27 protein-coding genes are annotated in these 26357 nt (G+C 64.7%); 13 read left to right on the top strand and 14 right to left on the bottom strand.

All coding sequences use genetic code 11. From position 1 onward, the window contains the following. Positions 1–85 precede the first annotated feature (85 nt). A complete protein-coding gene (locus FJ414_RS11575; protein WP_140644512.1) occupies positions 86–841 on the top strand; it encodes a helix-turn-helix domain-containing protein in 756 nt (251 codons plus the stop codon). A 13-nt stretch (positions 842–854) separates the two neighbouring features. On the opposite strand, the gene FJ414_RS11570 is transcribed toward FJ414_RS11575, so the two are convergent. From FJ414_RS11570 to FJ414_RS11560, 3 genes are read right to left on the bottom strand one after another with little or no spacing between them, the layout of a single operon-like run. Continuing rightward, on the bottom strand, positions 855–1703 hold the full coding sequence (locus FJ414_RS11570) for a 23S rRNA (adenine(2030)-N(6))-methyltransferase RlmJ (RefSeq protein ID WP_140644511.1): 849 nt from the start codon (positions 1701–1703) through the stop codon (positions 855–857). A gap of 58 nt (positions 1704–1761) precedes the next feature. After that, a complete protein-coding gene (locus FJ414_RS11565) occupies positions 1762–2388 on the bottom strand; it encodes a hypothetical protein (RefSeq protein WP_140644510.1) in 627 nt (208 codons plus the stop codon). Positions 2389–2420: 32 nt separating this feature from the next. Further along, positions 2421–3041: a TetR/AcrR family transcriptional regulator gene (locus FJ414_RS11560; protein ID WP_246672369.1), complete on the bottom strand. Its 621-nt coding sequence runs from the start codon at positions 3039–3041 to the stop codon at positions 2421–2423. Positions 3042–3176: 135 nt separating this feature from the next. Between FJ414_RS11560 and FJ414_RS11555 the strand changes: the two genes are divergently transcribed. From FJ414_RS11555 to FJ414_RS11540, 4 genes are all read left to right on the top strand, one after another. Beyond that, the gene (locus tag FJ414_RS11555; RefSeq protein ID WP_140644508.1) at positions 3177–3650 is read left to right on the top strand and encodes a carboxymuconolactone decarboxylase family protein; all 474 of its coding nucleotides are present in this window, start codon (positions 3177–3179) and stop codon (positions 3648–3650) included. Positions 3651–3902: 252 nt separating this feature from the next. Then, a complete protein-coding gene (locus FJ414_RS11550) occupies positions 3903–4820 on the top strand; it encodes a lysylphosphatidylglycerol synthase domain-containing protein (protein WP_140644507.1) in 918 nt (305 codons plus the stop codon). A 5-nt stretch (positions 4821–4825) separates the two neighbouring features. Continuing rightward, positions 4826–5905 carry a glycosyltransferase family 2 protein gene (locus FJ414_RS11545; RefSeq protein ID WP_140644506.1) on the top strand — a complete coding sequence of 360 codons (1080 nt, stop codon included), beginning with the start codon at positions 4826–4828 and terminating at the stop codon, positions 5903–5905. 88 nt (positions 5906–5993) lie between these two features. After that, a complete protein-coding gene (locus tag FJ414_RS11540; protein ID WP_140644505.1) occupies positions 5994–7172 on the top strand; it encodes a hypothetical protein in 1179 nt (392 codons plus the stop codon). On the opposite strand, the gene FJ414_RS11535 is transcribed toward FJ414_RS11540, so the two are convergent. From FJ414_RS11535 to FJ414_RS11500, 8 genes are read right to left on the bottom strand one after another with little or no spacing between them, the layout of a single operon-like run. Continuing rightward, positions 7158–7463, bottom strand: a complete 306-nt coding sequence (locus FJ414_RS11535) for an addiction module antidote protein (protein ID WP_140644504.1) — start codon at positions 7461–7463, stop codon at positions 7158–7160. The two genes, FJ414_RS11540 and FJ414_RS11535, sit on opposite strands and share 15 nt — an antisense overlap. Before the next feature lie 2 nt (positions 7464–7465). Continuing rightward, positions 7466–7753, bottom strand: coding sequence for a type II toxin-antitoxin system RelE/ParE family toxin (locus FJ414_RS11530; RefSeq protein WP_095767029.1), 288 nt, complete (start codon positions 7751–7753; stop codon positions 7466–7468). 52 nt (positions 7754–7805) lie between these two features. Further along, positions 7806–8801: a Rieske 2Fe-2S domain-containing protein gene (locus tag FJ414_RS11525; protein WP_140644503.1), complete on the bottom strand. Its 996-nt coding sequence runs from the start codon at positions 8799–8801 to the stop codon at positions 7806–7808. Then, positions 8798–9925: a GNAT family N-acetyltransferase gene (locus FJ414_RS11520; protein WP_246672368.1), complete on the bottom strand. Its 1128-nt coding sequence runs from the start codon at positions 9923–9925 to the stop codon at positions 8798–8800. The genes FJ414_RS11525 and FJ414_RS11520 overlap by 4 nt, the downstream gene beginning before the upstream one ends. 14 nt (positions 9926–9939) lie before the next feature. Beyond that, on the bottom strand, positions 9940–11196 hold the full coding sequence (locus FJ414_RS11515; RefSeq protein WP_140644501.1) for a F390 synthetase-related protein: 1257 nt from the start codon (positions 11194–11196) through the stop codon (positions 9940–9942). Continuing rightward, on the bottom strand, positions 11193–12017 hold the full coding sequence (locus FJ414_RS11510) for an MBL fold metallo-hydrolase (protein ID WP_140644500.1): 825 nt from the start codon (positions 12015–12017) through the stop codon (positions 11193–11195). Before FJ414_RS11510 ends, FJ414_RS11515 begins: the two co-directional genes overlap by 4 nt. Continuing rightward, positions 12014–12997 (bottom strand): NAD(P)-dependent oxidoreductase, encoded by a 984-nt coding sequence (locus FJ414_RS11505; RefSeq protein ID WP_140644499.1) that lies wholly within the window; start codon positions 12995–12997, stop codon positions 12014–12016. The genes FJ414_RS11510 and FJ414_RS11505 overlap by 4 nt, the downstream gene beginning before the upstream one ends. A 3-nt stretch (positions 12998–13000) precedes the next feature. After that, complete coding sequence (locus FJ414_RS11500; protein WP_140644498.1) at positions 13001–13990, bottom strand: 3-oxoacyl-[acyl-carrier-protein] synthase III C-terminal domain-containing protein; 990 nt, start codon at positions 13988–13990, stop codon at positions 13001–13003. Between the two features lie 138 nt (positions 13991–14128). Here FJ414_RS11500 and FJ414_RS11495 point away from each other — a divergent pair, with 138 nt between their 5' ends. Continuing rightward, on the top strand, positions 14129–14695 hold the full coding sequence (locus FJ414_RS11495; RefSeq protein WP_140644497.1) for a T6SS immunity protein Tdi1 domain-containing protein: 567 nt from the start codon (positions 14129–14131) through the stop codon (positions 14693–14695). Between the two features lie 6 nt (positions 14696–14701). On the opposite strand, the gene FJ414_RS11490 is transcribed toward FJ414_RS11495, so the two are convergent. Together FJ414_RS11490 and FJ414_RS11485 are read right to left on the bottom strand one after the other, a co-directional pair. Next, on the bottom strand, positions 14702–15151 hold the full coding sequence (locus FJ414_RS11490; protein WP_140644496.1) for a DNA polymerase III subunit chi: 450 nt from the start codon (positions 15149–15151) through the stop codon (positions 14702–14704). Positions 15152–15153: 2 nt separating this feature from the next. Beyond that, the gene (locus FJ414_RS11485; RefSeq protein ID WP_140644495.1) at positions 15154–16674 is read right to left on the bottom strand and encodes a leucyl aminopeptidase; all 1521 of its coding nucleotides are present in this window, start codon (positions 16672–16674) and stop codon (positions 15154–15156) included. Between the two features lie 378 nt (positions 16675–17052). On the opposite strand from FJ414_RS11485, the gene lptF reads away from it, so the two are divergent. From lptF to FJ414_RS11450, 7 genes are all read left to right on the top strand, one after another. Next, the gene (lptF, locus tag FJ414_RS11480; protein ID WP_140644494.1) at positions 17053–18249 is read left to right on the top strand and encodes an LPS export ABC transporter permease LptF; all 1197 of its coding nucleotides are present in this window, start codon (positions 17053–17055) and stop codon (positions 18247–18249) included. Between the two features lie 2 nt (positions 18250–18251). Continuing rightward, positions 18252–19334, top strand: coding sequence for an LPS export ABC transporter permease LptG (gene lptG, locus FJ414_RS11475; protein ID WP_140644493.1), 1083 nt, complete (start codon positions 18252–18254; stop codon positions 19332–19334). Beyond that, a complete protein-coding gene (locus tag FJ414_RS11470; RefSeq protein WP_181181590.1) occupies positions 19334–21745 on the top strand; it encodes an LPS-assembly protein LptD in 2412 nt (803 codons plus the stop codon). Before lptG ends, FJ414_RS11470 begins: the two co-directional genes overlap by 1 nt. 214 nt (positions 21746–21959) lie before the next feature. Then, positions 21960–22880 carry a peptidylprolyl isomerase gene (locus FJ414_RS11465; protein WP_140644492.1) on the top strand — a complete coding sequence of 307 codons (921 nt, stop codon included), beginning with the start codon at positions 21960–21962 and terminating at the stop codon, positions 22878–22880. Between the two features lie 36 nt (positions 22881–22916). Further along, positions 22917–23951, top strand: coding sequence for a 4-hydroxythreonine-4-phosphate dehydrogenase PdxA (gene pdxA, locus FJ414_RS11460; protein ID WP_140644491.1), 1035 nt, complete (start codon positions 22917–22919; stop codon positions 23949–23951). Between the two features lie 7 nt (positions 23952–23958). After that, entirely contained in the window at positions 23959–24804 is an 846-nt protein-coding gene (rsmA, locus tag FJ414_RS11455) for a 16S rRNA (adenine(1518)-N(6)/adenine(1519)-N(6))-dimethyltransferase RsmA (RefSeq protein ID WP_140644490.1), read from the top strand. A 284-nt stretch (positions 24805–25088) separates the two neighbouring features. Beyond that, positions 25089–25670 (top strand): Fic family protein, encoded by a 582-nt coding sequence (locus tag FJ414_RS11450; RefSeq protein ID WP_140644489.1) that lies wholly within the window; start codon positions 25089–25091, stop codon positions 25668–25670. An 8-nt stretch (positions 25671–25678) separates the two neighbouring features. Here the strand turns inward: FJ414_RS11450 and gmk are convergent, their stop codons facing one another. Next, a complete protein-coding gene (gene gmk, locus FJ414_RS11445) occupies positions 25679–26353 on the bottom strand; it encodes a guanylate kinase (protein ID WP_095767013.1) in 675 nt (224 codons plus the stop codon). Positions 26354–26357: the final 4 nt, after the last annotated feature.

The following is a 26357-nucleotide window of genomic DNA, read 5'->3' as shown; positions in this document are numbered from 1 at the left end:
ATGGATGAAGTGGCCGGCCTTGAAGATTTCGGCCAAATTGACCGTCGCACCGATCCGGCATCCGCCGGAGCAGATCGGAGAAGAGATGGAACCGGTCCTGGCGCAGACAACCGGCTTCTTCCGGGAACGGCCCGCTGGCAAAGGCCTGGCCGATGCCTTCTGTGCGATCTGGGTCCACCGCATGGACGAGCGCGCCGCTCCGCCCATCGTCATCACGCCTGACGCGACGATCGACCTGCAATGGATCGACGGCCGCTTCCGCGTTGCCGGGCCGGACAGGGAGCCACAGATCGAGACGCCTGCCGCCGGCGCGGTGATCGTCGGCTTCCGCTTCCGGCCGGGCGCGGCCGCCGGCTGGCTCGGCGTGCCGGCCAGCGAAATCGTCGGCGGGCGGCTGGACCTCCAGGAGTTATGGGGCATGCGTGCCCGCGAACTGTCGGATCGCATCAAGGCTGCGACCGATCTGCCGGCCATGCTGCGGCAGTTGGAAGAGACGGTAGGCATGCACACCGAAGGCCGCGATGCGCTGGACCCGCGGATGGGCCGGGCCTTTGGTGTCCTCGACGAGGGCCTGTCGCCGGAGACGCCGCTGGTTCCCTTCCTGCAACGCCATTTGCATATGAGCGAACGGACGCTGCGACGCCGCTTCGAGGACGCCTTCGGCTATGGCCCGAAGACGCTCGACCGCATCTTGCGCTTCCACCGGTTCCGGCGCCTGCAACGGCAGCAGGGCGAAGCTTCGACCGCGCTGCTCGCCATCGAGGCCGGCTATGCCGACCAGGCGCATCTGATCCGCGAAAGCCGGCGGCTGACCGGTGTGACGCCTACGGCGCTGGCTTAGGCGCGCGGTCGCCCTACTCGCCCGCCAGCCAATCAAGCGTCCATCGCGACGGCTGCCGGACTGCGAGCGCCTTGTGAAGGGCGGGCAACAGCACCTTCAATTCGCCTTCCAGCGTGTAGGGCGGATTGACCACCACCATCCCGCTGCCGTCGAGGCTGGGTTCGTTCGAGGCAGGCCGGATCTCAAAGGCAATGTCGAGCAGTTTTGGAATGCCGGTCTCCCTCAGCGCCGCGCGGAAAGCGGTCACCGCCCTGCGATCCTTGATCGGGTACCAGAGCGCATAGATGCCGCCCGGCCAGCGCCGATGCGCCTTCAGCAGGCCATCGACGAGCCTGGAGAACTCGCCCTCCTCCTCGAAGGGCGGATCGATGAGGACGAGGCCGCGCTTCTCCTTCGGCGGCAGTTGCGCGCCCAGCGCCAGCCAGCCGTCGAGCTCGATCACCCTCGCCTGGAAATCGCCGGCGAGGACGGATTTCAGCCGCGCGGCATCCTCTGGGTGTAGTTCGACCGCCGTCAACCGGTCTTGGTTGCGCAGGAGATGGCGCACGATCAGCGGCGAGCCGGGATAGTGCTTGAGGCCGCCGTCGGGATTTTGCGCGCGCACCGCCTCCAGATAGGGCTTAAGCAGCGCCGCCGCCCGCGGCTCGAGCGTCGCCTCGGCCAGCCGGCCGATGCCGCCCTGCCATTCGCCGGTCTTGCCTGCCTCGATCGAGGCGAGGTCGTAGCGGCCGATGCCGGCATGGGTGTCGATGACGCGGAAAGCCTTGTCCTTCTGCTTGAGATATTCGACGAGGCGCGCGAGCACGGCATGCTTGACGACATCGGCGAAATTGCCGGCGTGGTAGGCGTGGCGATAATTCATGCGCGCTTACCTTTTGAGAGCATGATGTCGAGCGAGAACCGCTTCACACTTTTCGGCATCATGCCCGTGGCGAACCGTTGCGGCCCCAGCGCGGCGGTGGGGGCTGCGAATTGGGATTTTGCGGGCCATCGCCGCGGCGCCCGAAGACCAGCGAAAGCGCCAGTCCGGCAAGGCCGACGCCCATCAGCGTATAGCCGGCCGGCTGCGCGCGTTCGTCGATCGAGCCGGTGCCGGCGCGCAGGATGAGATCGACCGCGCGCATGTCGATGCCGTCGACATCGCCCGGGCCGACGGTGAAGAGGTAAGGACCGGGCGCGACCCTATCGATGGCGCCGGCCTCGTCGCGAAAGATCTTGTCGGGCAGTTGCGGGCTGGCCTGGCGCGGATTGTCGGTGTGGTTGAAGGAGAGCGCCGAGGCCAGCACCGTGCGGCCGCCGCTCGCTGCGGTCAGCGTCAGCACCGTGCGCTGCTGGCCCGCGACGCGCTCGGCCCGCGCGGTCAGGTCGACCAGCACCCTTACCGGAGCGTCGCTCGCGGCAAGTTGCACGGTGACGGGCCGGAAGCGGCCGCCCTCATAGACGCGGTAAGTACCGATCACATGGCCGGAAAAATTGCTCATCGCCCAGGGATAGAAGATGCCGATGGCGGCACCGGCGATGAGGAGAAGGACAAAGAGGAAGCGCATTCAGAGCCTTGGTTTTCTGGGCGAGATCGCCGCTATTTTTTGGCGGGTTCGTTTCGGGCAGCTTCGCGGACCCGCTCCATCTCGTCCAGAAACATTTCCAGGCCAAGCTCGAAAGTCTTGTCGAAGCCGCTGGCGCCGAAATAGGCGCCGGCCTTAATGACGCTCGGATAGTCGCGCGCCAGTTCCTCGTCGCTGACGGTGGTGACCGCCGAAGGCCCCTTGGCGTAGCCGGCCGTCTCGTCGAGGATCGCACCCATCAGATAATAGCCGGCGGCGCGGAACAGGCGGGCGCTGAGCTCGGGGCCGAAACCGCCATCCTCGAACAGGCCAATGATGGCGTTGAGCTTGGCGAGGCAGGGCGGCGAGTTCATGCGATAGACGACGATGAAGGGCGCGAAGGCCGGGTGCTCGGTGGCGACGCGGCGGAATTCCTGCATGCCGACACGCGCCCGCTCGCGCCACGGCAGGCTGTAATCGGGGATGACAAGCCCGCTCATCTGCCGGTCGACCAGCGCCTCGTACAGATGCGCCTGCGAGGGGAAGTGGTGGTAGATGCTCATCGCCTCGCAGCCGAGCCTGGCGGCGAGCTTGCGCATCGAAAAGCCGGAAAGCCCTTCCCGCTCGATCACCTCAAAGGCGGCGTCCTCGATCATCTCGCGGGAGAGCTTTCCGCGGGGTCGCTTTTTTTTGCTCTGTGCATCCATGGCGGCGCTTGACAACTTACACTGTAAGGTTCATCTTCCACACACCTTACAACGTAAGGCTAACAAAAACCAGAGGAGAAGATCATGTCAGTCATTCGCATCGTCTCAACCGTGCATTCCTGCCTTCATTCCGCCTCGCTCATCGCCGCCGCGAGCGTGTTTGCCACTGCCCTGGCTTCCGCGCCCGCCCGGGCCGATGATTATGACGCCACCCTCAAGGACATCCAGTCGACGATGGGCGGCGTGCCGAGCTTCGTGAAACAGTTCCCGAAAGCCGGTCTGCCCGGCGCCTGGGCCGAGGTCAAGGCCATCGAGCTCAGCGACAAAACGGCGCTGACGCCGAAGGAGAAGTCGCTGATCTCGCTGGCGGTCGCCGCGCAGATCCCCTGCAGCTACTGTATCTGGTCGGACACCGAGAACGCCAAGCACGCCGGCGCCACCGACGAGGAGATCCAGGAAGCCGTCGCGATGGCCGCGCTGACACGCCACTGGAGCACCATCTTCAACGGCATGCAGGTCGATTTCGACCAGTTCAAGAAAGAGATGGCCGGGCAGTAAGACTTATCCCGGCATAGCTTACCCGGCAAAGCGGGCGGGCGAACCCCGCCCGCCTTTCGCCGCCTCGATCGACGCTCCAACCAAGCTTGTGGATTCGCCGCCGCCGCTGCTCTATAGGAACAGCGCCTTGAAAAAGCCGGCACGGATCCGATGTCGGACCGCCGCCGGCCGGGCCGACATTCGAGAGTTGCCGCTTTGCAGGCCCTCGGACAGCGCTTCCGCCCCGACCGGGCGGCCCATTTGGAGACCTAATTGAAGCGAGCGATATCGATAATCGTCACTCTGGCGCTGCTGGCATGGCTTGCCAGCGACCAGCGCTGGAAGATGGTGGGCGATGCTTTCGCCTCCATCACGCCCGGCGCTTTCGTGGCGGTGGCGGCGGCGCTGTTCGTCACCTATGTGCTCAGGGCGCTGCGTGTCTGCGACGAGTTTCGCGACGATGTGAACGGCCGCTTCGGCGCCGTGCTTCGCGTCATCCTGATCCACAATGCGATGATCAATGTCGTGCCGTTCCGCGGCGGCGAGACGGCCTTCCCGATCCTCTTGCGCCAGGTGTTCGGCGTCTCGATCGTGCGCGCCAGCGCTTCGCTGCTTTGGTTTCGGCTGCAGGACGCTTTCGTCGTCGGTGTGCTGGCCTGCCTGGTCTGGCCGGGCCTGCATCCGGCGCTCAGGGCCGCCGGCATCGCGGCGCTGATCGCCGTGGCATGGTATCTGCCGCGCTGGGCGCGCGCGCCGCATAACTGGACCACTGGCGGCAGGATCGTCTCGAAGCTCGGCAAATTGCGCGATATCTTCACCGAAGCGACGGGACGCTCACGCTATGGCTGGTGGTGGACGATCGCCAACTGGGCGCTGAAGCTCGGCGTGCAGGGATGGCTGCTCGCAATGCTGCTCAACATCTCCTTCCAGACCGCCTTTCCGGGCGCCGTCGGCGCGGAAGCCGCGGCCATCCTGCCGGTGCAGGGCGTCGCCGGCTTCGGCACCTATGAGGCGGGCGCCGCAGCCGCGTTGCTCTATTCCGGCATTGCCATGAAGGATGGCCTGCAGGCGGCGCTGGCGCTGCATCTCTTCATCCTCTGCTCGGCGGTCGCAACCGGTGCGATCGCCTGGCTGTTCCCCTCGAAATCGACGCTGCCGGAAACCCCGACGGCAGGACCGGCAAGGAAATGACCGCCATGAACGTGCTTCCCATTCCGGCTTCCGGACTGCCCGAGGGCGCCGTCATGCCCGAGCACAAGCTCTCCATCGTCATCCCGATGTATAACGAGGCTGACAATGTCGAGCCGCTGCTCGTCCGCATCCATCAGGCGATGGAGAATTACAGCCAGCCCTGGGAAGTGGTGCTGGTCGACGACGGCAGCACCGACGCCACACCCGCCGAGATCCGCCGGCTGGCGGCTCAATACGGACCGCATGTGCACGGCGTGGAACTGGTGCGCAACTACAAGCAGACCGCGGCCATGCAGGCCGGCCTCGACGCCGCGCGCGGCGACGTCATCGCAACACTCGACGGCGACCTGCAGAACGACCCGTTCGACATTCCACGCATGGTCTACCGCCTGCTGACCGAGGATCTCGACCTCGTCGCCGGCTGGCGCAAGGACCGCAAGGAAGGTTTCTGGATGCGCCGCTTGCCCTCGCGCATCGCCAACAGGCTGATCGCGCGCGTCACCGGCGTGCAACTCAAGGACTATGGCTGCAGCCTGAAAGTGTTTCGTGGCAGCGTCATCCGCAGCGTGCGGCTCTATGGCGAGATGCACCGCTTCATACCGGCGTGGCTGGCGACGGTGACGACGCCGCGCCGCATCGCCCAGGAAGTGGTGACGCATCACGCACGCATCCACGGTCAGTCGAAATATGGCATCTCGCGCACCTTCCGCGTGGTGCTCGATCTCGTCTTCATGTTCTTCTTCCTGCGCTACCGCACGCGGCCCGGACATTTCTTCGGCGGCATCGGCATCGTGCTCGGCGTGCTCGGCTCGCTGATTCTTGCCTATCTCTTTGCGATCAAGGTTTTCCTGGGACAGGATATCGGCACCAGGCCGATGCTGATCACCGGCTTCTTCCTGGTGATTGCCGGGCTGCAGGCGGTGACGTCGGGCGTGCTCGCCGAGATGCTTTCGCGCGTCTATCTCGAGGCCAATGGCGCGCTCGCCTATGTCGCGCGGCCGCAGCCCGCGCATGGCGAGGGCGACGGCTGGCACTGGCCGAGCAAGCCGGCGGCTGTGGAAAAGCCGAAGGCGCGCCGGAAGTGATCGGGCAGACTGGCCGGCACCAGCTGCATTGCCAATCGCCTTGATTTCGCGCATCGGTCCCCGCGACGGGAACGACCGCGAATGACCGATGCCGAGGGCTGACAGATCCATCCTGATTACAGGGGCACGCGCGCCGGTGGCGCTGCATCTGGCGCGCCTTCTCCATGGCGCCGGGAAAAGGGTGATCCTGGCCGACACGCCGGCGCGGCCCATCGCGGCGGCGAGCAAGGCCTGCGCGCGCTATTGCCGGCTGCCGCCGCCGCGCTTCGAGCCGCAGGCTTATGCGGATGCGGTGGAGGCGCTGGTCCGAGCGGAAGGCGTCGAGATGGTCGTCCCGACCTGCGAGGAGGTCTTTCACCTCGCACTCGCCTGGCGCGGCAGGACCACGCCGGTGCGATTGTTCGCCCCCGATATCGGGTTGCTGGCGCAGGTTCACAACAAGCACAGCTTCATCCGGTTGGCTGAACAGCTTGGCCTGGCGGTGCCGGAGACCACGCTTCTCAATTCCCGCGACGATCTGGAGGCGGTACGTGGCCGCTCACGCGACCTGGTGTTCAAGCCGGTCTGGTCGCGCTTCGCCAGCCACGTTCTGCTGCGTCCGACACCGGATTTCCTCGATGCGATCGTGCCCTCGCCCGCCATGCCCTGGGTGGCGCAGCGTTTTGTCGAGGGCAAGGAGATCAGCGCCTATGCGGTGGCGCTAGAAGGCAGGCTCAAGGCGCTTGCGCTCTACCGCTCGCTCTACCGCGCCGGCAAAGGCGCCGGTATCTTCTTCGAGCGGGTCGAGGACGATGCGGCGCGCGATCTGGTCGAGCGCATCGTCGCCGGCACCGCATGGACCGGGCAGATTTCCTTCGACCTGATGCGCGAGGCGCGTGGCCGTGTGCTGCCGCTCGAATGCAATCCGCGCGCGGTGAGCGGCCTGCATTTCTTTCGCGACCCCGCGCGCTTCGTGGATGCCGTGCTCGGCGACGGTCAGGAAGTCGCGCCCGACGTTACCGCCCCGCAAACGGTGCGGCTTGCGATGTGGATTTACGGATTGCCGGCGGCGCTGCGTTCGGGAGGGTTTGGCGGATTCCGAAAGGCGATGCGCGAGGGCAAGGAATTGCTCAATTGGACGGAAGATTCAGCGCCGGTTAAGGCGCAATGGCCGGCGCTGGCGGAGATTGCACGGGTGGCATTGCGCGAGCGGGTCAGCCTGCCGGCGGCATCCACGCGCGATATCGAGTGGAATGGGCCTGCTGGAAGCGCTTCAAGCCCCGAGTGAGCCCGGGCCGACAGGCTTGACCTCAAGTTGCAAACCCAGCGCCCTGGTGACGCCCAGCAGAGTGCTGAGGCGCGGGTCGCCCTTCTCGCTCAGTGCTTTGTAAAGCGCCTCGCGCGTAACGCCAGCCTCTTTCGCCACGGCCGTCATGCCTATGGAGCGCGCTACGTCGCCGAGCGCGTGCGTAATGAGCGCGGGATCGCCATCCTCGAAGGCAGCTTCGATGTAGGCCAAGCGATCCTCCGGAGTTTTCAGGTGGTCGAGAATGTCGAAGCGGGTGGTTTCGAGAGGCATCGTCATATCTCCTTTGCCATCTGTTTCGCCTTGGCGATGTCGCGCCTTTGGCTGGACTTGTCGCCGCCACAGAGCAGTATGATCACGGCGTTTCCAATCTTCACAAAGTAGAGCCGGTAGCCTGGGCCATGGTCGATCCGAAGCTCGCCGATGCCATCGAAGTATTTGACATCGCCGATGTTACCGATCTCGACCCGACGGATGCGGGCGACGACGCGCTGTCGAGCCGCGGTGTCGCGAAGCGCGTCCAGCCAGTTGGTGAAATCGGCGGTCTGCCGGACCTCGATCATGCGTGAACTATAATTCACGAAAGCATTCAAATCAAGGTATGTGAACTATAATTCACAGCTCGATATAATGCACCCTTGCCTCACCTGCCGCCGCCGGCATCTTACCCTCCATGATCGCGGCGATGTCGCGGCGCAGGAAATCAAGCGGGCCGATCACCGGCAGGGCCTGCGGCGGCAGCCGAGCGTTGTCGCTGGCCGATTTCAGCACCCGGCGGTCCTGGTGCAGCGCGACGGTGAAGAGCGGCTTGAAGGCCAGCGCCTTCATCTCGCCGAGCAGACCCTGGCGGCGGCCGATCAGCCAGCCGACGCCCTCGACGGTGCGTTCGTCGGCCTGGCGGAGGTGAAAGGTGGTGGCCAGGACCAGCCCGTCCTTGCCCCAATATTCGAGCTCGGCGATGCCGGGATGACGGAAGCGACCAATGGTTTTCGCGCGCTCGCCTTCGAGCAACCGGCTGATCAGGCCCTGCTGGCGATCCTCGCCAGTGTAGCTGGCCTCGACCCAGCCCTCGCCACCGGTCACCTCGACCCGCACCAGATGGCGCTTGGAGGTGAGGCCGCGCAGCAGGCCCTTATGGGTGAAATGGGTGTGCGTGGCATCGAGGATGTTTTCCGCCGCGTCGATCACCGTCGACTGCGTCGATGAGCGCACCCGCCGCGCGATGATGTCCCTGCCCTGCATGCAGTGCAGGTAAGGCTCGCCCCGCGGCGTGCCGGACGAGATGAAGACGACGCCGTCGCGCTCGATCGCCGCGTAGCGGCGGACCCGGTAGTGCGGCAGGGCGCCGACAAGGCCGGGGATCGCGGTGCAGCGGCCTTCGCCGTCATAACGCCAGCCGTGATAGGGGCATTCGATCTCACCGCCGACGATCTTGCCGGTCGACAGCTCGACCAGCCGGTGCGGACAGCGGTCGAACAACGCGGCGATGCCCTGCGCCGAGCGGAACAGCACCACCGGAGCGCCGTCGAACAGAATGCGCTTCGGCCGCTTGCCGATATCGGCGGACAGCGCCGCCGCCTGCCAATGATCCTCCCCACGCCGCTCGCTCACAATTCGAACCTCCTGAGCAGGGGAATGCCGACCAGCGCCAGCACGGTCTCCATGACGCGGATCGCCAGGCGCCGGCGAAGCGCAAGATGCCCGGCATAGACGGCGTTGTATTCGATCGCGGCGACCGCGCCGCGCCGGCGTTTGAAATCGGCGGCACCCGCGCTCATGTTGAAGAACAGGCCGCGCGCCGTGGCGTGGTCCTGCGCCACCGCCATCATCATGCGATAAAGCCCGTCGGCCACCGGCAAGCCCGTGTCGTAGCCGACGATGGGCTGGGTCAGCGTACCGCCGTTTTCGAACAGGCCGGTGACGGCGACCAGCTCGCCGCCCGGCCTGCGCAGCCCCGCCAGGCCGATGATGCCGCGCCGGTGCATTTCGGCGATGTAGCGAGCCGTGTAGTGCGGATTGAGCGGCGTGTATTTGTCGAGATAGAGCATGTTGTAGAGGATTTCGGCACGCGCATAGTCGGCCTCGGTGAAATCGCCATTGCCGACCCGCTCGAACGGCGTCGCGCGCAGGCGGGCGCGATCGCGCTTCATGTCGCGCGTCATTGCGGGTGATGCGCTGCGGTCGGCGAAGATGTAGATCTGGCGCGCCGCCAGCATGCGGAACCCCTCGGCCTTCAAGGCGGCCATGGTCGCTGGATCGGCGATATCGTTCAACGAGCGGATGACGATGGCGCGATCGGGAAAACGCGCGGTCAGGGTCGCGCGCAGCGACGCGACCGCCGGCCGGTCGAGCAGCGGCACCGGGTTGGTCGAATAGAGCCAGTTGTTGACCTGCGCCTGATGGTCGAGGCCGCTTGCCCTGACAAGCGGCGCGCACGCCCCAATCAGGGCGTTGAGCGCGCGTTGCAGCAGCGGGTGGGCGGCGAAGTTGCGCGTCTCGTCCATCGCATAGTCGATATAGGCGCAGGTCGGGCAGCAGATATAGCAGTTGGGCGCTTCATCGGCGTCGTTCAGCGTCAGCGGAAAAATACGCCCGGCGACTTCGAACGTCTCGACTTTCGTCTTCAGGTTGGCGATGAGATCGCGCACCGGCACCTCGTTGAAAAGCCTCACAAAAGCCTCGACCTTTGCCGGCTTGTTCTCGACCCGGTCGGCCTGCTGCGCAGGCCTTTCCATCATCGCCGCGCCGCTCACCGCGCCGGCCCCAGGCGGCATTCGACGCGGCGCAGCTTGCGGCCTGTTTCCAGCGGCAGCGGCGCGCGGATGAGCGTCACGGTAGCGACCGCCTTTCGCATTTCCAGCAGCGCGCGGACTGCCTGATGAGCGGCCTCCGCCGCTTCGTCCGCGAGCGTTGGTGGAAGCCGGAGTTTGACCCTGTCCGGCGCGGACTGGACGAGGCGAAAGTCATCGATGCGGCGGTCGGCCTTGAGCACGGCGTTGCGCAACACATCCGGCGTGACCAGGATCGGGCCATCCGGTGACATGAGACGGAAGACATCGTCCATGCGACCGACGATCTCGTCGACGCAGCGCAGCGGCGAGCCGCAGCCGCAAGCCTGTCCGGACAGGCGCAAAAGGTCATTCATCCGGTAGCGCACCATGATTTGGGTTTGGCGGCGAAAGGCCGTCACCAGCGGCGTCACCAGCCCCTCTCCCGCCGGCTCGAATTCGAAGAAGACGGAGTCTTCCGCAAGATGCAGTCCGCCCTGCCGGCAGGTCACCGCAAACAGGCCTTCGGTCGCCATGTAGATCTGGTCGAGCGGCAGTTGGAAGAAATTTTCGATTACCGGACGGTCGACCGGATCGAGCGTCTCGGCGGCGGAAAAAACGCGCTTCGGCCGGAGCCGAAAGTCTTCGGCCGCGAAATGGCGCAGGATTTTTGGCGGTGCGATGATGACCGTCGGGTCGAACATTTCGAGCGCGCCGCGCCAGCTCTCCGGCCCTGCGGTCAGATCGAAGAAGGCGAGCTTGATCAGGCGCGATTTGCGGGCGCTGTCGTAAAGCCAGGTGTTCTGCGGCAGGATGACGGCGAGGCGCATGCCGCGCCACAGAAGATCCGGCGCCGCCTTGGCCAGAATCGCGCCCAGCCAGCGGTATTTTTCGGCCTCGGAAATCACGAACAGGCCGCGATTGCCCGATGTTCCGGTGCTGGCGCCGACAGTGAGCGATCCGGCGCGGCCATCGCGCGCCAGGGCCGCCCAGGCTTGCGTGGCGGTGAGACCGTGGATGTTGAATTCGTCGAAGCGCGCCATCAGCAGCGCCTTGTCGGTGATCGGCAAGTCGGCGAGGTGCGCCGGCGCCTTGCCGTAAAAGGACGCGCGCGGCAGGTCGCGGTCAAGGAAGCGCCGCAAGGCGGCCGCCTGCCAGCGCTCGAAGCCGGGCCGGGTCTTGCGCGAGACCCAGTGTGTCAGGGCGAAGCAGCCTGCCGCTTCCGCCAGCCCGTTCATGCGGCCTCCGGCGCGAGATCATAAGATGTCGGAGCGGGATCATGGCAGAGCATCACCTCGCCGCCGACGGCGAGGAAGCGGCGCAGCATGGCACTGGTCGGCTCGATCGCCGCGGCATCCTCAGCGATCAGCGTGGCAGGGAAACCAGGCGCGCGGTTTTCGGTCAAGGCCGTGAGCAGCCATTGCACGTCGACGGCATAAAGCAGCGGCCGCTCCAGGCCGGTAAACAGCAGGCCGAACTGGCCATCGGCATGTCCAGGCAGATCGACCGCGATCACGCTGCCGTCGCCAAAGAGATCGGAGCCGCCGGGTACATCCTCGCGCGCCTCGACCCTCCGCTTCGCGGACAGGCCCTCCAGCCTCGCCTCGAAATCCAGCGGGAAGAGTTCGGCAAAGACGCCATGGCGCAGATTCTGCCTCGGGCTGCGCGCCTTGACCCGCGCCCAGGCGGCATCGCTGGCGATGAAGCGGGCATCGCGGAACAGCGACAGGCCCGAAATGTGGTCGGCGTGGAAATGGGTGACGATGATTGTGCGGATGTCATCGGGCGACAGGCCGAAGCGCTTCAGCACCGGCAGGGCCTGCTCGGCGGCGTTCAACTCGGGCTTCAGCAGCGTGCCATAGAGCTGCAGCATCCGGCCGCGCCCCTCGCCTGTCAGTGCTTCCGGCGTATAACCGGTATCGATGAGCACCGGCCCGGCAACCGGGTGAAAAATCAGCCCGTAGCGGACACGCAACCTGACTCTTTGCCAACCGCCGCCGCGCAGTATCAGCCGCTCGGCGGCGCTCACCCAGGCACTGTTGGCGAAGACGATCCTCAAGGCTCGGCGTCACCGGCAAACGTGCGGTCAAGCCCTTGCTCGAACAAGATTTTCGGTGCCCAGCCAAGCATCCGCTTCGCCTTGGAAAGATCGAGACTTTGCGCATAGGCGAAGAGACCGAGCCCATAGCGGGTGACCGGCGGCTCGGGCTGCCCGGGCAACCGAAGCGCCACCGCTTCCATCAGGCCGGCCGCCAGCATCGCCGGCATGAGGGGCGTCGGCAGCCAGCGCGCCTTGAGACCGGCGCGGCTGCAGGCCTCGTCGGCGATGCGGCGGACCGGCAGCACTTCGCCGCCGGAGATGTTGAAGACCTGGCCCTCCGCTTCCCTGGGCGCGGCAAGCGCCGCCAGCACCGCGTCGACGACGTCGTCGACATGGGTGAGATCGATGGCCGCCCGGCCATCGCGAAACAGCGGCAAAGGCCGGCTCCTCGCGGCCTTGATCAGGCGCGGCAGCAGCGCCCGATCGCCGGCGCCGTAAATGCCGCGCGGCCGCAGGACCACCGGATGGATGGCGGGCTGGCCGAGTACGATCTTTTCAGCCTCGCGCTTGGTGCGGGCATAGTGATTGACGGGCTCGGGCAAGGCCGCGTCCTCGCTGAGCCCAAGCTGGTCGCGGAAGGCAAAGCAGACGGACGGGCTGGAGATGTGGACGAAGCGGCCGACGCCTTGCCGCTCGGCGAAGTCGAGCAGGTTCCGTGTCGCCGTGACATTGGCCGCCTCGAAATCCGCGAGGCGTCCGAAAGGCGAAGAGAGCGCTGCGCAATGGATGATCCGCTCGACCCTGCCAAGCCTCGGATCGAGCGCGCCATCGAGCGGCTGCGCGAGATCGTGGCGGACGATGCGATGGCCGGCGGCCTCCAGCGCGGCGCAGCGCGCTTCATCGCGGCCGAGCCCGAGCGCCAGCGTGCCGGACGCGGCAAGCCGCTCGAGCACATGAGCACCGAGGAAGCCGCTGGCGCCGGTGACAAGCACAGCCATCCCTCAGGTCTCCAGCGCCATGCCGCCGAAGGAGACGCCGGCCGACGTGCCGAGGAAGAGCAGCTTCATGCCTGGCGCGACGCGCCCCTCGCGGCGCGCGACGTCGAGCGCGAAGGGAATGGAAGCCGCGATCTGGTTGCCGAAGCGGGCGGAGATGTCGACGAGCTTTTGCGGCGCAAAACCGGTCTGGCGCGCCATATGGGCAAGCGCGAAGGGGCTCGCCTGATGCGGCACGACGAGATCGACATCGTCATGCCGCCAGCCGGCGCGCTCGAGCAGAGCATCGACGAAGCCGTTGAAGTGGCGCGAGGTAAGCCGGAACAGTTCCTTGCCGTCCATGTGGAACAGGCTGTGCGCGGCAAACGCTTCCCGATCCTTGCGGAAATCGAAGCGCGTGCCGCCCGAACCAATGCCGCAGGCTTCCCAGCCCGACGGATAAGTGCGCATCAGGCTCGCCGCCACCTTTCCCTCGCTTGGCTTGGCCTTGCGCAGCACGGCCGCCGCGGCGCCGTCGCCGAAGAGCGCGGCGATCTCCGGCGCGTCCTGCCACGGCAAAGCGCGCGAGGCGACTTCGGACGAGAAGACCAGAGCCGTCTCGCACTGCCCCGCCTCGATCATGCGGCCCGCGGTCTCGAAGGCTGTGAGGAAGCCAAGGCATGTGCTGTTGACGTCGAAGGCGGCGGCCGAGCCGTCCGCCACCCCGAGGCACTGCATGACCAGCGGCGCGGTCGCCGGCAGCGGTTGGTAGGGCACGCCGCAGCCGCCGACGATCAGGTCCACGGCGCCGGCCTCTACGCCGGCATCCTCAAGCGCAAGGCGCGCGGCGGCACAGGCGAGATCGATCTGCGATTCGGCATTGCAGACATAGCGCTCGACGACACCGGTGACGGTTTCAAGCGCGCCCTCGCCAAGGCTCAGCTTCGCCTCCAGGGCGCGTGTGGTGAGGCGCTCAGCCGGTACCGCCCTGCCGGTTCCGACGATCCTGATCCGCATTCTCCCCCCACCGCGTGAGCTTGGCCCTATCTAACGCAAAAAGCGGTTCGAGGCGACGACCATCATCGGCGTCTGCGCGACCATGTTTGATAGTCGATCATTCTGCTGTAAGTATGCGATGCTTCCAGGGGGTGAGGTATGGCTAATTCTTTTTCTCGCTTTATTTCTTTTGTCTTTGGGAATTCTGTTTCTAAGCCAAATGCAGACGCTGTCAGAAGCCCGTGGCCGAGCGGTCTCCAGCATCTGTTTATCGAGCCATCAAAGAAGGATATCTGGGAAGCGCTGGACGGCTGGAAGTGGATTGGGCTTGATGGCTTGGAGCCCGGCGCAGTCTCTGCGTTCGGCGACATTTTCTTCCGCGCTCCCGATGGTTCCGTCAAATTGCTGGACATGGTCGGAGGCCGATTGACCCAAGTGTCGGAAACGTGGCCGGAACTTACAACCCAGTTCAATGATCCTGATCGTCGCGACGAACTGTTGCTGGCTGGATTAGTGACGACGGCACGAAAGAAGGGATTGGTCTTGGGGGTCGACGAATGTTACGACTTCGAAAAGCCGCCCGTGCTCGGTGGCGAAATGTCCGTTAAGCAAATCAACAAGACTTTCTTCGTGGTCAAAGTGCACATAGCCGGCCAGATTCACCGGCAAGTAAAAAACCTTCCGCACGGCACAGAAATCAACAAGGTAACGATCGGCGATCGCTGACGGCTCTCACGCCTTGCGCTCCCAGCGACGGTCGGGCGTCTGCTGCCAGTAGGTCACGGCGTGGCCGGCTTCCTTCAGCGTCTTCCAATGCGTCCGCGCGCCTTCGAGCTGCGCGGCGTCATGGCCATCGAAAAGGAAGACGGCGCGCTCGTAGCCCGATAGTTCGGGCGGGCTTGCGCCGTCAACCAGGAAGCGAATCTGCGCGGCGTTCTGGTTGCCCTCGCCCGTGGTGAGCAGGACCGGCTGTTCGGCCGGATAGGCCTCGCGGTCGGTGGCATGCGCCAGAAAGGAATCGTCGCGGAAAATCCAGAGATGCTGGTCGAGCGCGTCGCGACGCTCCTCGGTGCCGGTCTGCACCACCGCGCGCCAGCCGCGCTCGACGCTGCGCTCGAGCAGGCCGGGCAGCGCCTCCTCGAGCGTCGATTCGGTCAAATGGTAGAATAGGATGTCGGCCATCCCTACCCTTCGTAGTGATCGCGCACCAGCCTGTCGAGCAGCCTCACGCCGAAGCCCGAGCCCCAGGACTGGTTGATCTCGCTCGACGGCGCGCCCATCGCGGTGCCGGCGATGTCGAGATGCGCCCAGGGCGTGTCCTTGACGAAGCGCTGCAGGAACTGCGCGGCGATGATGGCGCCGCCATAGCGGCCGCCGATATTCTTCATGTCGGCGTTCTTGGAATCGATCAGCTTGTCGTATTCGGGCCCGAGCGGCATGCGCCACAGCCGCTCCTGGCTGGCCTGGCCGGCGCCGAAAAGCCGGCCGGCAAGCTCGTCATTGTTTGAGAACAGGCCGGCATAGTGCTGGCCGAGCGCCACCATGACAGCGCCGGTGAGCGTCGCCAGATTGATCATGAATTTCGGCTTGAAACGGTCGTTGGCGTACCAGAGCGCGTCGGCCAGGACCAGGCGGCCTTCCGCGTCGGTGTTGAGCACTTCGATGGTCTGGCCAGACATCGATGTGACGATGTCGCCGGGGCGCTGGGCATGGCCGTCGACGGCGTTCTCGACCAGGCCGATGATGCCGACCACATTGGCCTTGGCCTTGCGCGCGGCGAGCGCGTGCATCAGGCCGGTGACGGCGGCCGCGCCGCCCATGTCGCCCTTCATGTCCTCCATTCCGGAGGCAGGCTTCATCGAATTGCCGCCGGTGTCGAAGGTGACGCCCTTGCCGATGAAGGCAAGCGGCGCGTCCTTGGCCTTGCCGCCGTTCCAGCGCATCACCGCCAAGCGCGCGCCGCGCGGCGAGCCTTGCGCAACGCCGAGCAGAGAACCCATGCCGAGCTTCTTCATCTCTTTTTCAGCCAGGATCTCGACCTCGACGCCGAGCTGCTCCAGCGCCTTGACGCGTTCGGCGAATTCGACAGGCCCGAGCGCATTGGCCGGCTCGTTGACGAGATCGCGCGCAAGCAGCACGCCATCGGTCACGGCTTCCTCGCCCGCAAACGCCTTCTTCGCGGCCGCGGGGTCGGCGCACTGGATGGTTATCCTCGCGGGCTTCGCCGCCTCGGCCTTCTTGGCGCCCTTCGCGTCAGATTGCCCGTCTTCCTTGTCTTTCTTGGTCTTGTATTTATCGAAGGAATAACTGCGCAGCAGCATGCCGGCGGCTAGGTTGGCCGCCTGGCGGCCGTCGGGCTGCAGTTCGGGCAGATCGAGGATGACGGCCACCTCGGCCGCCTTGCGCAGCGAAGCGGCAATGACCCCACCGAGCTTCAGCCAGGCATTGTCGTCAAGGCTCGAGACCTTGCCGGCGCCGATCGCCACCAGCCGGTCGACCGAAGTTCCTTCCGGCGCCAGCACCTCGGCCGAGCTTGCGAACTTGCCGGAAAAATCCGCGACCGGAAAGGCGCGTGCCAGCGCGCCGACCGGATCGCAGGCCTTCGCCGCCTCGCCGAGCCCACCGCCATCGGCCGCGAACACGAAGACGCTGCCCTTTTTCGGCGCGGCAAACTTGGCGAAAGAAATGGAAGGTCTCGACGTCATCAGGTCCTGCTTTCGGGGATGGCCGGAAGGTGCCGGCAAAGGGTATTTCTTGGCGAGCAACGCGTTTGGCAAGCGTGCGCGACATTTGGTCGTTTTCAGCCATTTGGCAAGACTTTGGCCGAAATCGCTGTCTATATCAGCGCCACCATAGACAAAGGATTCGCCCCGGCACGACCTTAGCTTGCCGCCGTAACGTGCTGTTAACCATCGATGTTTTGCATTTCTTATCCATTGACGCGGAGACTCCGCCGCGCCGGGGCACGCGGCGTGGGGCGACGAACCGGAGCGAGCCGCCTATGACCCAGTTGTGCGGGCGTTGCCGGATCACTACCTTGTCGGCGGGCATGATGCCGTTCGGCAAAATCGAGAAAAGCCTTCATGAAGGTCGTTGAACGCTACATCATGCGCCGCGCGCTGACGATGTTCCTCGCATCGCTGGTCTGGACGCTGGCGATCGTGTGGACGACGCAGGTGCTGGCCAAGATCGACCTCGTCACCGACAACGGCCAGTCGGCGCTGACCTTCTTCGAAGTCGCGGCGCTCATCATCCCCTCCATCATCCCGATCGTGGTGCCATTCGCCCTTGTGGTGGCGGTGGCGCAGACGCTGAGCGCGATGAACACAGATTCGGAGCTGGCGGTGCTCGGCGCCGCGGGCGCCTCGCGCTGGACGATCGCGCGGCCGATCCTGCTGCTCGCGGCCTTTGCCTGCGCGTTTTCCTTCGTCGTCGACAACGCCGCCGACCCCTATGCCAGGCAGAAAAACCGCCAGCTGGTGGCGGCCTCGCGCGCCGACCTCGTGTCGCTGATCATCCAGGAAGGCACGTTCCGCAAGATCGACGAGGGCCTTTACCTGCAGGTCGGCGAACGGCTTCCCGGCAACCGGCTCGGGGGCATCTTCGTCGCCGATTCGCGCGAGGAAGGGGCCAGCCTCACCTATTACGCCAAGACCGGCAGCATCGTCGAAAAAGGCGACGAGAAGGTGCTGATGATGAATGACGGCGTCATCAACCGCAAGTCGGTGACCGGCGACCTCTCCGTCATCCGCTTCACCTCTTACGCCTTCGACATGTCGGCCTTCCTGTCGGCGGCGAACGACATCACGCTTTTGCCCAAGGACCGGACGACGGCGTATCTGCTCAACCCGGATCCCAACGACAAGATGTTCCAGCGCGAACCCGGCAGCTACCGGGCGGAACTCAACCAGCGCTTCGCCGAATGGTCCTATTCGCTTGTGTTCGCGCTGATCGCGCTTGCGGTCGCGGGCGATGCGCGCTCGCATCGCGAGTCGCGCATCAATCCGCTGATCACGGCGATCGCAATCGCGCTTTTCGTGCGATGGCTGGGCTTCTTCGCCGCCGGCAAGGCCGACAAGGTCTGGTATTACGTCTACCTGCTCTACGGCATACCCATCATCGCCTCAGCGGTTTCGATCTGGTTCATCGTTTCCTCGCGCACCATGGAATTGCCGGTCAGTTGGGCCGACTGGCTGACGAACCTTGCCAAGCGCACTGGCGACAATTGGACGGCATTCAAGCTCTGGCTCGCCCGGCGCACTTCCGGCCAGGGAGCCTGACCATGGGCTGGACGCTGGGCCGCTATTTCTTCTTCCGCTACGTCTCGATCACCTTCTGGTTCTTCCTGGGCCTGCTGGCGCTGGTGTTCCTGATCGACTTTACCGAGCTTTCCGGCCGCACGACCGGGTTGCCCGGCTTCACCTACGGCATTGCCTTCGCCATTTCGGCGCTCAGGATGCCGATGATCATGCTGCAGACGGTGCCGTTCGTCGGGCTGTTCTCGGCAATGGCGACGCTGGTGTCGCTCAACCGCCGTTACGAGCTGGTGATTGCGCGCTCGGCCGGCGTCTCGGCCTGGCAGTTCCTGTTCCCCTGCTGCGTCGGCGCGCTGATGTTCGGCGTGCTGTCGGTCGCCATCATCAACCCGATCGCCGCGCATGGCTTTTCCTGGTCCGAGCAGATGGAGAACGACCTGCGGGCCGGCAAATCGAATGCCGTCACCACCAATGTCACGCCGTGGCTTCGGCAAAAGACCGAATCGGGCGACACCATCATCGGCGCCCGTGCCATCCTCAATCAGGGGCTGGAGATGGCGGATGCGGTGTTTTTCGTCCTCGACCATGAGGGCAACATCACCGAGCGCAAGGATGCCGCCAAGGCCTTCCTGCGCGACGGCTATTGGGAATTGCAGGACGTCAAGGTCTTCAAGGGCGGCAATATCCAGACGCTGGCGTCCGACAAGGTGCCGACGAATCTGAAGCCGGAATTCGTGCAGGAGCGGCTGGCGCGTCCGGAAACCATCCCCTTCTACGAGCTGCCGCGCAAGATCGAGGTCGCCCGTTCCTTCGGACTCAAGGCAAACGCCTTCGCCATGCAATTTAATTCGCTTGTGGCATTGCCGTTCCTTCTCGTCGCCATGACGCTGATTGCTGCAACGGTTTCAATGAGATTTGCGCGAATGGGGCAGTCGGCAACGATGATTCTGGGTGGCGTCGTGGCCGGCTTTCTGCTTTATGTCGTTTCGGTACTGGTCAAGGCATTCGGTGTCGCCGGATTCGTGCCTACTGTGGTGGCTGCATGGGTTCCGGTTGTCGTGGCTATGTTCTTTGGGGTGACGTTTCTGCTATACAAGGAAGACGGCTAGTGAGGGAGGCGGTTTTGCGCAGCCATAGGCAGGCCGGTCTGGCACGCCTCTATGGGGCGACCGCCTTGGCGTGTCTGTTCGCCTGTGCGGCGCCGACGGTGCCCGCGCTGGCGCAGACGATCGCTGCCAAGTCCGTCCCTTCCGGCACGCAGATGCTGCTGGCCGCCGATACGCTTGTCTATGACAACGACAAGCATACGGTGACGGCCGTCGGCGGCGTGCAGATCGACTATGGCGGCAACAAGCTGGTCGCCCAGCGTGTGGTCTACAATCGCGACACCAAGCGCCTCGTCGCCAGCGGCGCCGTCGAGTTGATCAACAGCGACGGCACCAAGGTCAATTCCGACCATATCGACATCACCGACGATTTCGCCGACGGCTTTCTCAACGCGCTGCGTGTCGAGACGATCGACAAGGCTTATTTCGCCGCCGAGAGCGCCGAGCGCATGGGTGGCGTGCTCACCACCTTCCACAACGGCGTCTACACCGCCTGCGAACCTTGCGAGGACAAGCCGGACAAAGCGCCGACCTGGCGCGTCAAGGCGCGCAAGATCATCTGGAACGGCGAGAAGAAGACGGTCCGCTTCGAGAACTCGAATTTCGAGTTCTTCGGCTTCCCGCTCGCCTACCTGCCGGCCTTCGAAATCGCCGACCCGACGGTGAAGCGCAAGAGCGGCTTCCTGATCCCCGGCATCGTCTACAACAACCATCTCGGCGTCGGCGTCAAAGTCCCCTATTATTTCGCGCTGTCTCCGACCTATGACCTGACCGTCACCGGCAGCGGCTATACCAAGCAGGGTTTCCTCGGCGAGGCCGAGTGGCGCCAGCGCTTCAACAACGGCCAGTACACGCTGAAGATCGCCGGCATCAACCAGCAGGATCCCGATGCGTTTGTAGATTCGGCCGGCCATAATGTGAATTCCGGGCCTGCCAACGATCCGAACAAGTTCCGCGGCATGATGGGCACCAAGGGCCAGTTCGCCATCAACGAGCGCTGGAATTTCGGCTGGGACGTGCTGCTCCAGACCGACAAGGAATTCTCGCGCACCTACAACATCGACGGCTACAGCGACCTCGTCCACCAGTCGTCGATCTATCTGACGGGCTTGAGCGACCGCAATTATTTCGACGTCCGTGCCATGCGCTTCGAGGTGCAGGAAGACACGCTCTCCAGCGACCCGACAGCGCGCGCTGCCAAGCAACCCTGGGTGCTGCCGTCGCTCGACTACGCCTATATCCCCGACACTTCGGTGGCCGGTGGCCAGCTGTCGTTCAACGTCAACGCACGCGTGATCAGCCGCAACCGGCTGGACGCCGTGCTGGCCGATGGCAGCGATCCGAATTCGATCAACAACGTGCGCGGCATCGAAGGCGAGTCGAGCCGGCTGACGGCGGAAGCCGAGTGGAAGCGCACCTTCACCACCGATAACGGCCTGCAACTGACGCCTTTGCTCGCGTTGCGCGGCGACGCCGGCTATGTCAACGCCAATTCGGCTTCGCTCGATGCCGTCAACCAGATGGCGACGAATCTCGGCCAGGACGTGGACATGCGCTCGTCGCTCGCCCGCTACATGGCCACCCTCGGCCTCGAGGCGCGTTGGCCGCTGCTGTTTTCGATGCCCAGTTCCAGCCACATCCTGGAACCGACCGCGCAGGTCTTCGTGCGCCCGAACGAGCAATATGTCGGCGGACTGGCGATCCCCAACGAAGACGCGCAGAGCTTCGTCTTCGACGCCACCACGCTGTTCGAGCGCGACAAATTCTCGGGCTACGACCGCATAGAAGGCGGCACGCGCGCCAATGTCGGCTTCCGGTATTCGGGCGCCTATGACAATGGCTGGGGCACGAACGCCATCTTCGGCCAGTCCTATCAGCTCGCGGGCGAAAACTCTTTTGCCGCGCCCGATCTCGTCAATGTCGGGGCCGAGTCCGGTCTGGACAAGCCGACCTCGGATTATGTCGGCCTGGTCGGCTTCAACAGCCCGAGCGGTTTCTCCGGCTCGCTGAGCGGGCGTTTCGACGAGCAGACCTTCGAGGTCAGGCGCGCCGAAGTGAAGGCCGCCTATTCCAGCCTGCCGATATCGCTCAGCGCCAAATATGCCTTCATCGAGGCGCAGCCGCTCTATGGTTTCACCACCGACCGCCATGAGCTCACGCTCGGCGCCTCGACCCATGTGGCGCAGAACTGGCGGCTGTTCGGCACCGGCACTTACGACATCCAGACAAATGTGCTGGTCAAGGACGGTGTCGGCTTCGCCTACAACGATTCCTGCTTCACTTACATCATGACGTATTCGCAGACGCGTGACACCGTCACCAAGGAAGTGTCGCAGAACATCGGTTTCAACCTGTCGTTCCGCACGCTCGGCGATTTCGGTTCGTCAACAAGCGCGGTCGATACCATCCAGTGACCAAGGGTGGGCGTACGGAGCCGTGCGTCGCTCGGCGCTGATGGTGGTTTGGTCTTGATTTGGCGCCTGATCCCCTGAGTATAGGCTCGATTCTAGGCGTCATGAGCCGGCGACATCGTTTCGCCGCATAAGACGGGCAATGGGGTCGACCGCATCGCGCAGGCGTTCGGAGGACGCGCGGCGCCGTCATGGTGGGGAAGATTGGGAAGGTAAGATGAGGAAATACCTGTTTTCAGCGGGATACGCGCTTCTGGTGGCGACCTCGGTTTCGGTCACGGCTGTCGTGCAGCCTGCTTTCGCCGCTGAGATCAAGTATGTCGTCAACAACATAGCGATCACCACCGGCGACATCGCGCACCGCGCTGCCTTCTTCAAGCTGCAGCACAAGAAGGGCGATGCCGCGCAGGAGATGATCGACCAGACGCTGCGGCTGGCCGAGGCCAAGCGGCTCGGCATCCGCATCAGCGACCAGCAGGTCGACGCCGCCTACCAGCGCTTCGCTTCGGGCAACAAGATGCCGCTGGCGAAACTCGACGCGATCATGGCGCAATCGGGCGTCACCAAGGAACACTTCAAGGAATTCATCCGTGCCCAGATGGCCTGGAACCAGGCGCTCAGCGCGCGCTACCGCTCCGGCGAAGGCGGCTCGGTGACCGAGCAGGATGCCGTGCGGCGCATGCTGGACAAGGGCGGCGCCAAGCCGACCGCGACGGAATACATGCTGCAGCAGGTAATCTTCGTGGTGCCCGCGTCGGAGCGCGCCGCCACGCTCGCCAAACGCAAGCGCGAGGCCGACGCCATGCGCGCTCGCTTCAGCGGCTGCAACACCACGCGCGACTTCGCCAAGGGCCTGATCGACGTCACCGTGCGCGACCTCGGCCGCGTGCTGGCGCCACAATTGCCGTCCGACTGGGCCGAGCAGATCAAGGCGACCAAGGTCGGCGCCGCGACGCCGACCCGCGAGACCGAGCGCGGCGTCGAATTCATCGGCATCTGCTCCTCGCGCGATGTTTCCGACGACAAGGCCGCGCAGATGGTGTTCCAGGCAGAAGGCAGCAACGACAAGGACGCCGACGAACTCAGCAAGAAATATGTCGCCGAGCTGCGCCAGAAGGCCAAGATCGTCGAACGCTAGAGCGACAAGCGTGCGATACCGCAGCTGGCCCACCGCATGAACGCGCAGAAGACCGATGCGCCGCTGGCGCTCAGCGTCGGCGATCCCTCGGGCATCGGGCCCGAGATCGCCATCGCCGCCTGGCAGGCCGGCGACAGCGCCGGCGTGCCGCCCTTCTACCTGCTTGCCGACCCCGCTTTGATCGAAGCCCGCGCCCGCCTGGTCGGCGCAAATGTTGCGATTGCCGAGACGCTGCCAGGACAGGCAGCGCATCATTTTTCCCGCGCGCTGCCCGTCGTGCCGCTTTATGCGCGCCATGTCGACAGCCCGGGAGAGCCGGACCCGGCCAATGCCGCAGGCACGATCGAAGCCATCGACCGCGCCGTCGCGGACTGCCTCGCCGGCCGCGCCGCGGCGATAGTCACCTGCCCGATCGCCAAGAAGCCGCTCTATGATGCCGGATTTGGCTTTCCGGGCCACACAGAGTATCTGGCGCATCTGGCCTCGCGCCACACCGGCAGGGACGTGACGCCGGTGATGATGCTGGCCGGACCGGACCTGCGCACCGTTCCGGTGACCATCCACATCGCGTTGGCCGAAGTGCCGAAAATGCTCACGACGGAGTTGATCGTCGCAACCGCGCGCATCACCGCCGCCAATCTCAAGAGCCGCTTCGGCATCGCGCGGCCGAAGCTTGCGATCGCCGGGCTCAACCCGCATGCCGGCGAGGGCGGCGCCATGGGGCTGGAGGATGCAGCGATCGTCGCTCCCGCCGTCGAGATGTTGCAGGCGGAAGGCATCGACGCGATCGGACCGCTGCCGGCCGACACGATGTTTCATCAACGCGCGCGCGCCGCCTATGACGCAGCGCTCTGCATGTATCACGACCAGGCGCTGATCCCGGCCAAGACTTTAGCCTTCGACGAGGCGGTCAACGTGACGCTCGGCCTGCCCTTCATCCGCACTTCGCCCGACCACGGCACCGCTTTCGACATCGCCGGCAAGGGCATCGCGCGCGCCGACAGCCTGATCGCCGCGTTGAGGCTGGCGCGTCGGCTGGCCGACAGCGGACGGCAGGCCGCCGCCGCGTGAGGATGCATTGAGCGGACGCACCACAATCGACGGGTTGCCGCCGCTGCGCGAGGTGATCGAGCGGCATGGCCTGCAGGCCAAGAAGGCGCTCGGGCAGAATTTTCTGCTCGACCTCAACCTGACAGGCAGGATCGCGCGCGCCGCCGGGGATCTCGGCGAGACGACAGTGATCGAGGTCGGTCCGGGCCCAGGCGGACTGACGCGGGCACTGCTCTTCAACGGCGCGCGGCGCGTGATCGCCATCGAGCGCGACGAGCGCTGCCTCGAAGCGCTGGCCGAGGTTTCCAACCGTTATCCCGGCCGGCTCGAGGTCATTCCCGGCGATGCGCTGAAGACGGATTTTGCCGCACTCGCCGGCGCGGCGAACGGCGCGCCTGTGAAGATCGTCGCCAACCTTCCCTACAATATCGGCACGGAGCTTCTGATCCGCTGGCTGACGGTGGCCGACTGGCCGCCCTTCTACCAATCGATGACGCTGATGTTCCAGCGCGAGGTAGCGGAGCGCATCACCGCGGCTCCTGGCAGTGACGCCTATGGCCGGCTGGGCGTCCTGGCCGGCTGGCGCACCGAGGCGAGGATCGCCTTCGACGTGCCGCCGCAGGCGTTCACGCCGCCGCCGAAGGTCACCTCATCGGTGGTGCATCTGGTGCCGCGACAGTCCCCCCTCCCCGCCGACACCAAAAAGCTCGGTCGCGTCACCGAGGCTGCCTTCGGCCAGCGCCGCAAGATGCTCAGGCAAAGCGTGAAGAGCCTGGGTGGCGAGGCGCTGCTGACCCGCGCCGGCATCGACCCGACGCGTCGGGCGGAAACGCTGAGCGTCGAGGAGTTCGTCAGGTTGACGAACGCGGTGTAGTATCCGGCGTCGGCCCGCCATAATCGGCGGCGCGATTGCCCGGAAATCGTGGAACATGGTAGTGTCGCTGAATGAAGAAGAGCCACACCGTCATTCGCTCCGGCCAAAATGGTCAATTCATCCTGACCAGTGACAGAGGCGAGAAGATCAGCGCTGTTGAAGGTCTCAGATTGTCACGCCGCATGGCGACAATCCTAACGGAAAGCCGCGCGCGGGGCCTTACCGGGGACGAACGCAGGGCCTTGATCAAGGAACAAGTATCCCGAAAAAAATAGGATCAGCAGGTGGTATACGCCGCTGAAGACGATCCGCTATGCTATCCGGGCACGACTGTTCTTCGTAACAAGCTGAATATCGAGGACCAGGCCGAACTCGACGAATTCGAGTTAGCGCTTTTTCTGACGAGAGCCGATGAGAATATGCCGGTCGGTAGGCTGGACTATGAGCACTACAAAGTCGTTCATCATCACCTATTCCAGGACATTTACGAATGGGCTGGCGAGGTTCGCACCATTCGCATCGGCAAAGGCGGCAACTGGTTCTGTTATCCCGAATACATCGATCAGGAGATGCGCAGGATATTCGAGGGATTGACTGACGCCGACCATTTTCGCGGGCTTGCCATCGAAGACTTTGCGGTTGGGGCTGCGCATGTTTTGGCCGAGATCAACGCCGTGCATCCATTCCGTGAAGGCAATGGCCGTACACAGCTCACTTTCCTGGTAATGTTGATAGAGAATGCAGGATTCTCGTTTAATGCCGACATGCTCGAGCGCGAACGCGTTCTGGACGCAATGATCGAGAGCTTTGCCGGTGAGGAAGTACCGTTGTCGCGCCTCATCATGGATATCGCCATGCTGAAATGACGGGCGATTTACCCCGTCTTCTCGTCCAGCAACCCCGAAATGAAATCGAACAGGCCAGGGCGCCTGTCGCGCCGAAGCCGCTCCGCCGTCACGATGGCGCGGACCTCGGCGAAGGCGCGGTCGAGATCGTCGTTGACGATGACGAAGTCGTATTCCTTCCAATGCTCGATCTCGAGGCGGGCGTTCTTCAGCCTGGTCTCGATGACGGATTCCTGGTCCTCGGCGCGACGCTTTAGGCGCGCCTTCAATTCCTTCATCGACGGCGGCAGGATGAAGATCGAAACGATATCGGCGCGCATCTTCTCCTTGAGCTGCTGGGCGCCCTGCCAGTCGATGTCGAAGAGCATGTCGCGGCCTTCGGCCAGCGCGATTTCCGCGGGCTCACGCGGCGTCGCATAGCAATTGCCGTGCACCTCGGCCCATTCGAGCAACGCGTCGGAGTCGCGCAGCCGCTCGAACTCGCGCATGGTACGGAAATGGTAGTGGACGCCCTCGATTTCCGAGCCGCGGCGCGGCCTTGTCGTAACGGAGACCGAAAGCTCGAGACTTCCATCGCTTTCCAGAAGATTGCGCGCGATCGTCGACTTGCCGGCGCCCGACGGCGACGACAGCACCAGCATCAATCCACGACGGCGGATGCGGGACCCCAGATCCCTGGCGGCCGTCGGTTCCTTGGCAACCATCCCG

It is taken from the genome of Mesorhizobium sp. B3-1-6, from assembly GCF_006439555.1.
In the GTDB taxonomy this organism is placed as follows: Bacteria; Pseudomonadota; Alphaproteobacteria; order Rhizobiales; family Rhizobiaceae; genus Mesorhizobium.
This window is presented reverse-complemented; position numbering and strand designations above follow the sequence as displayed.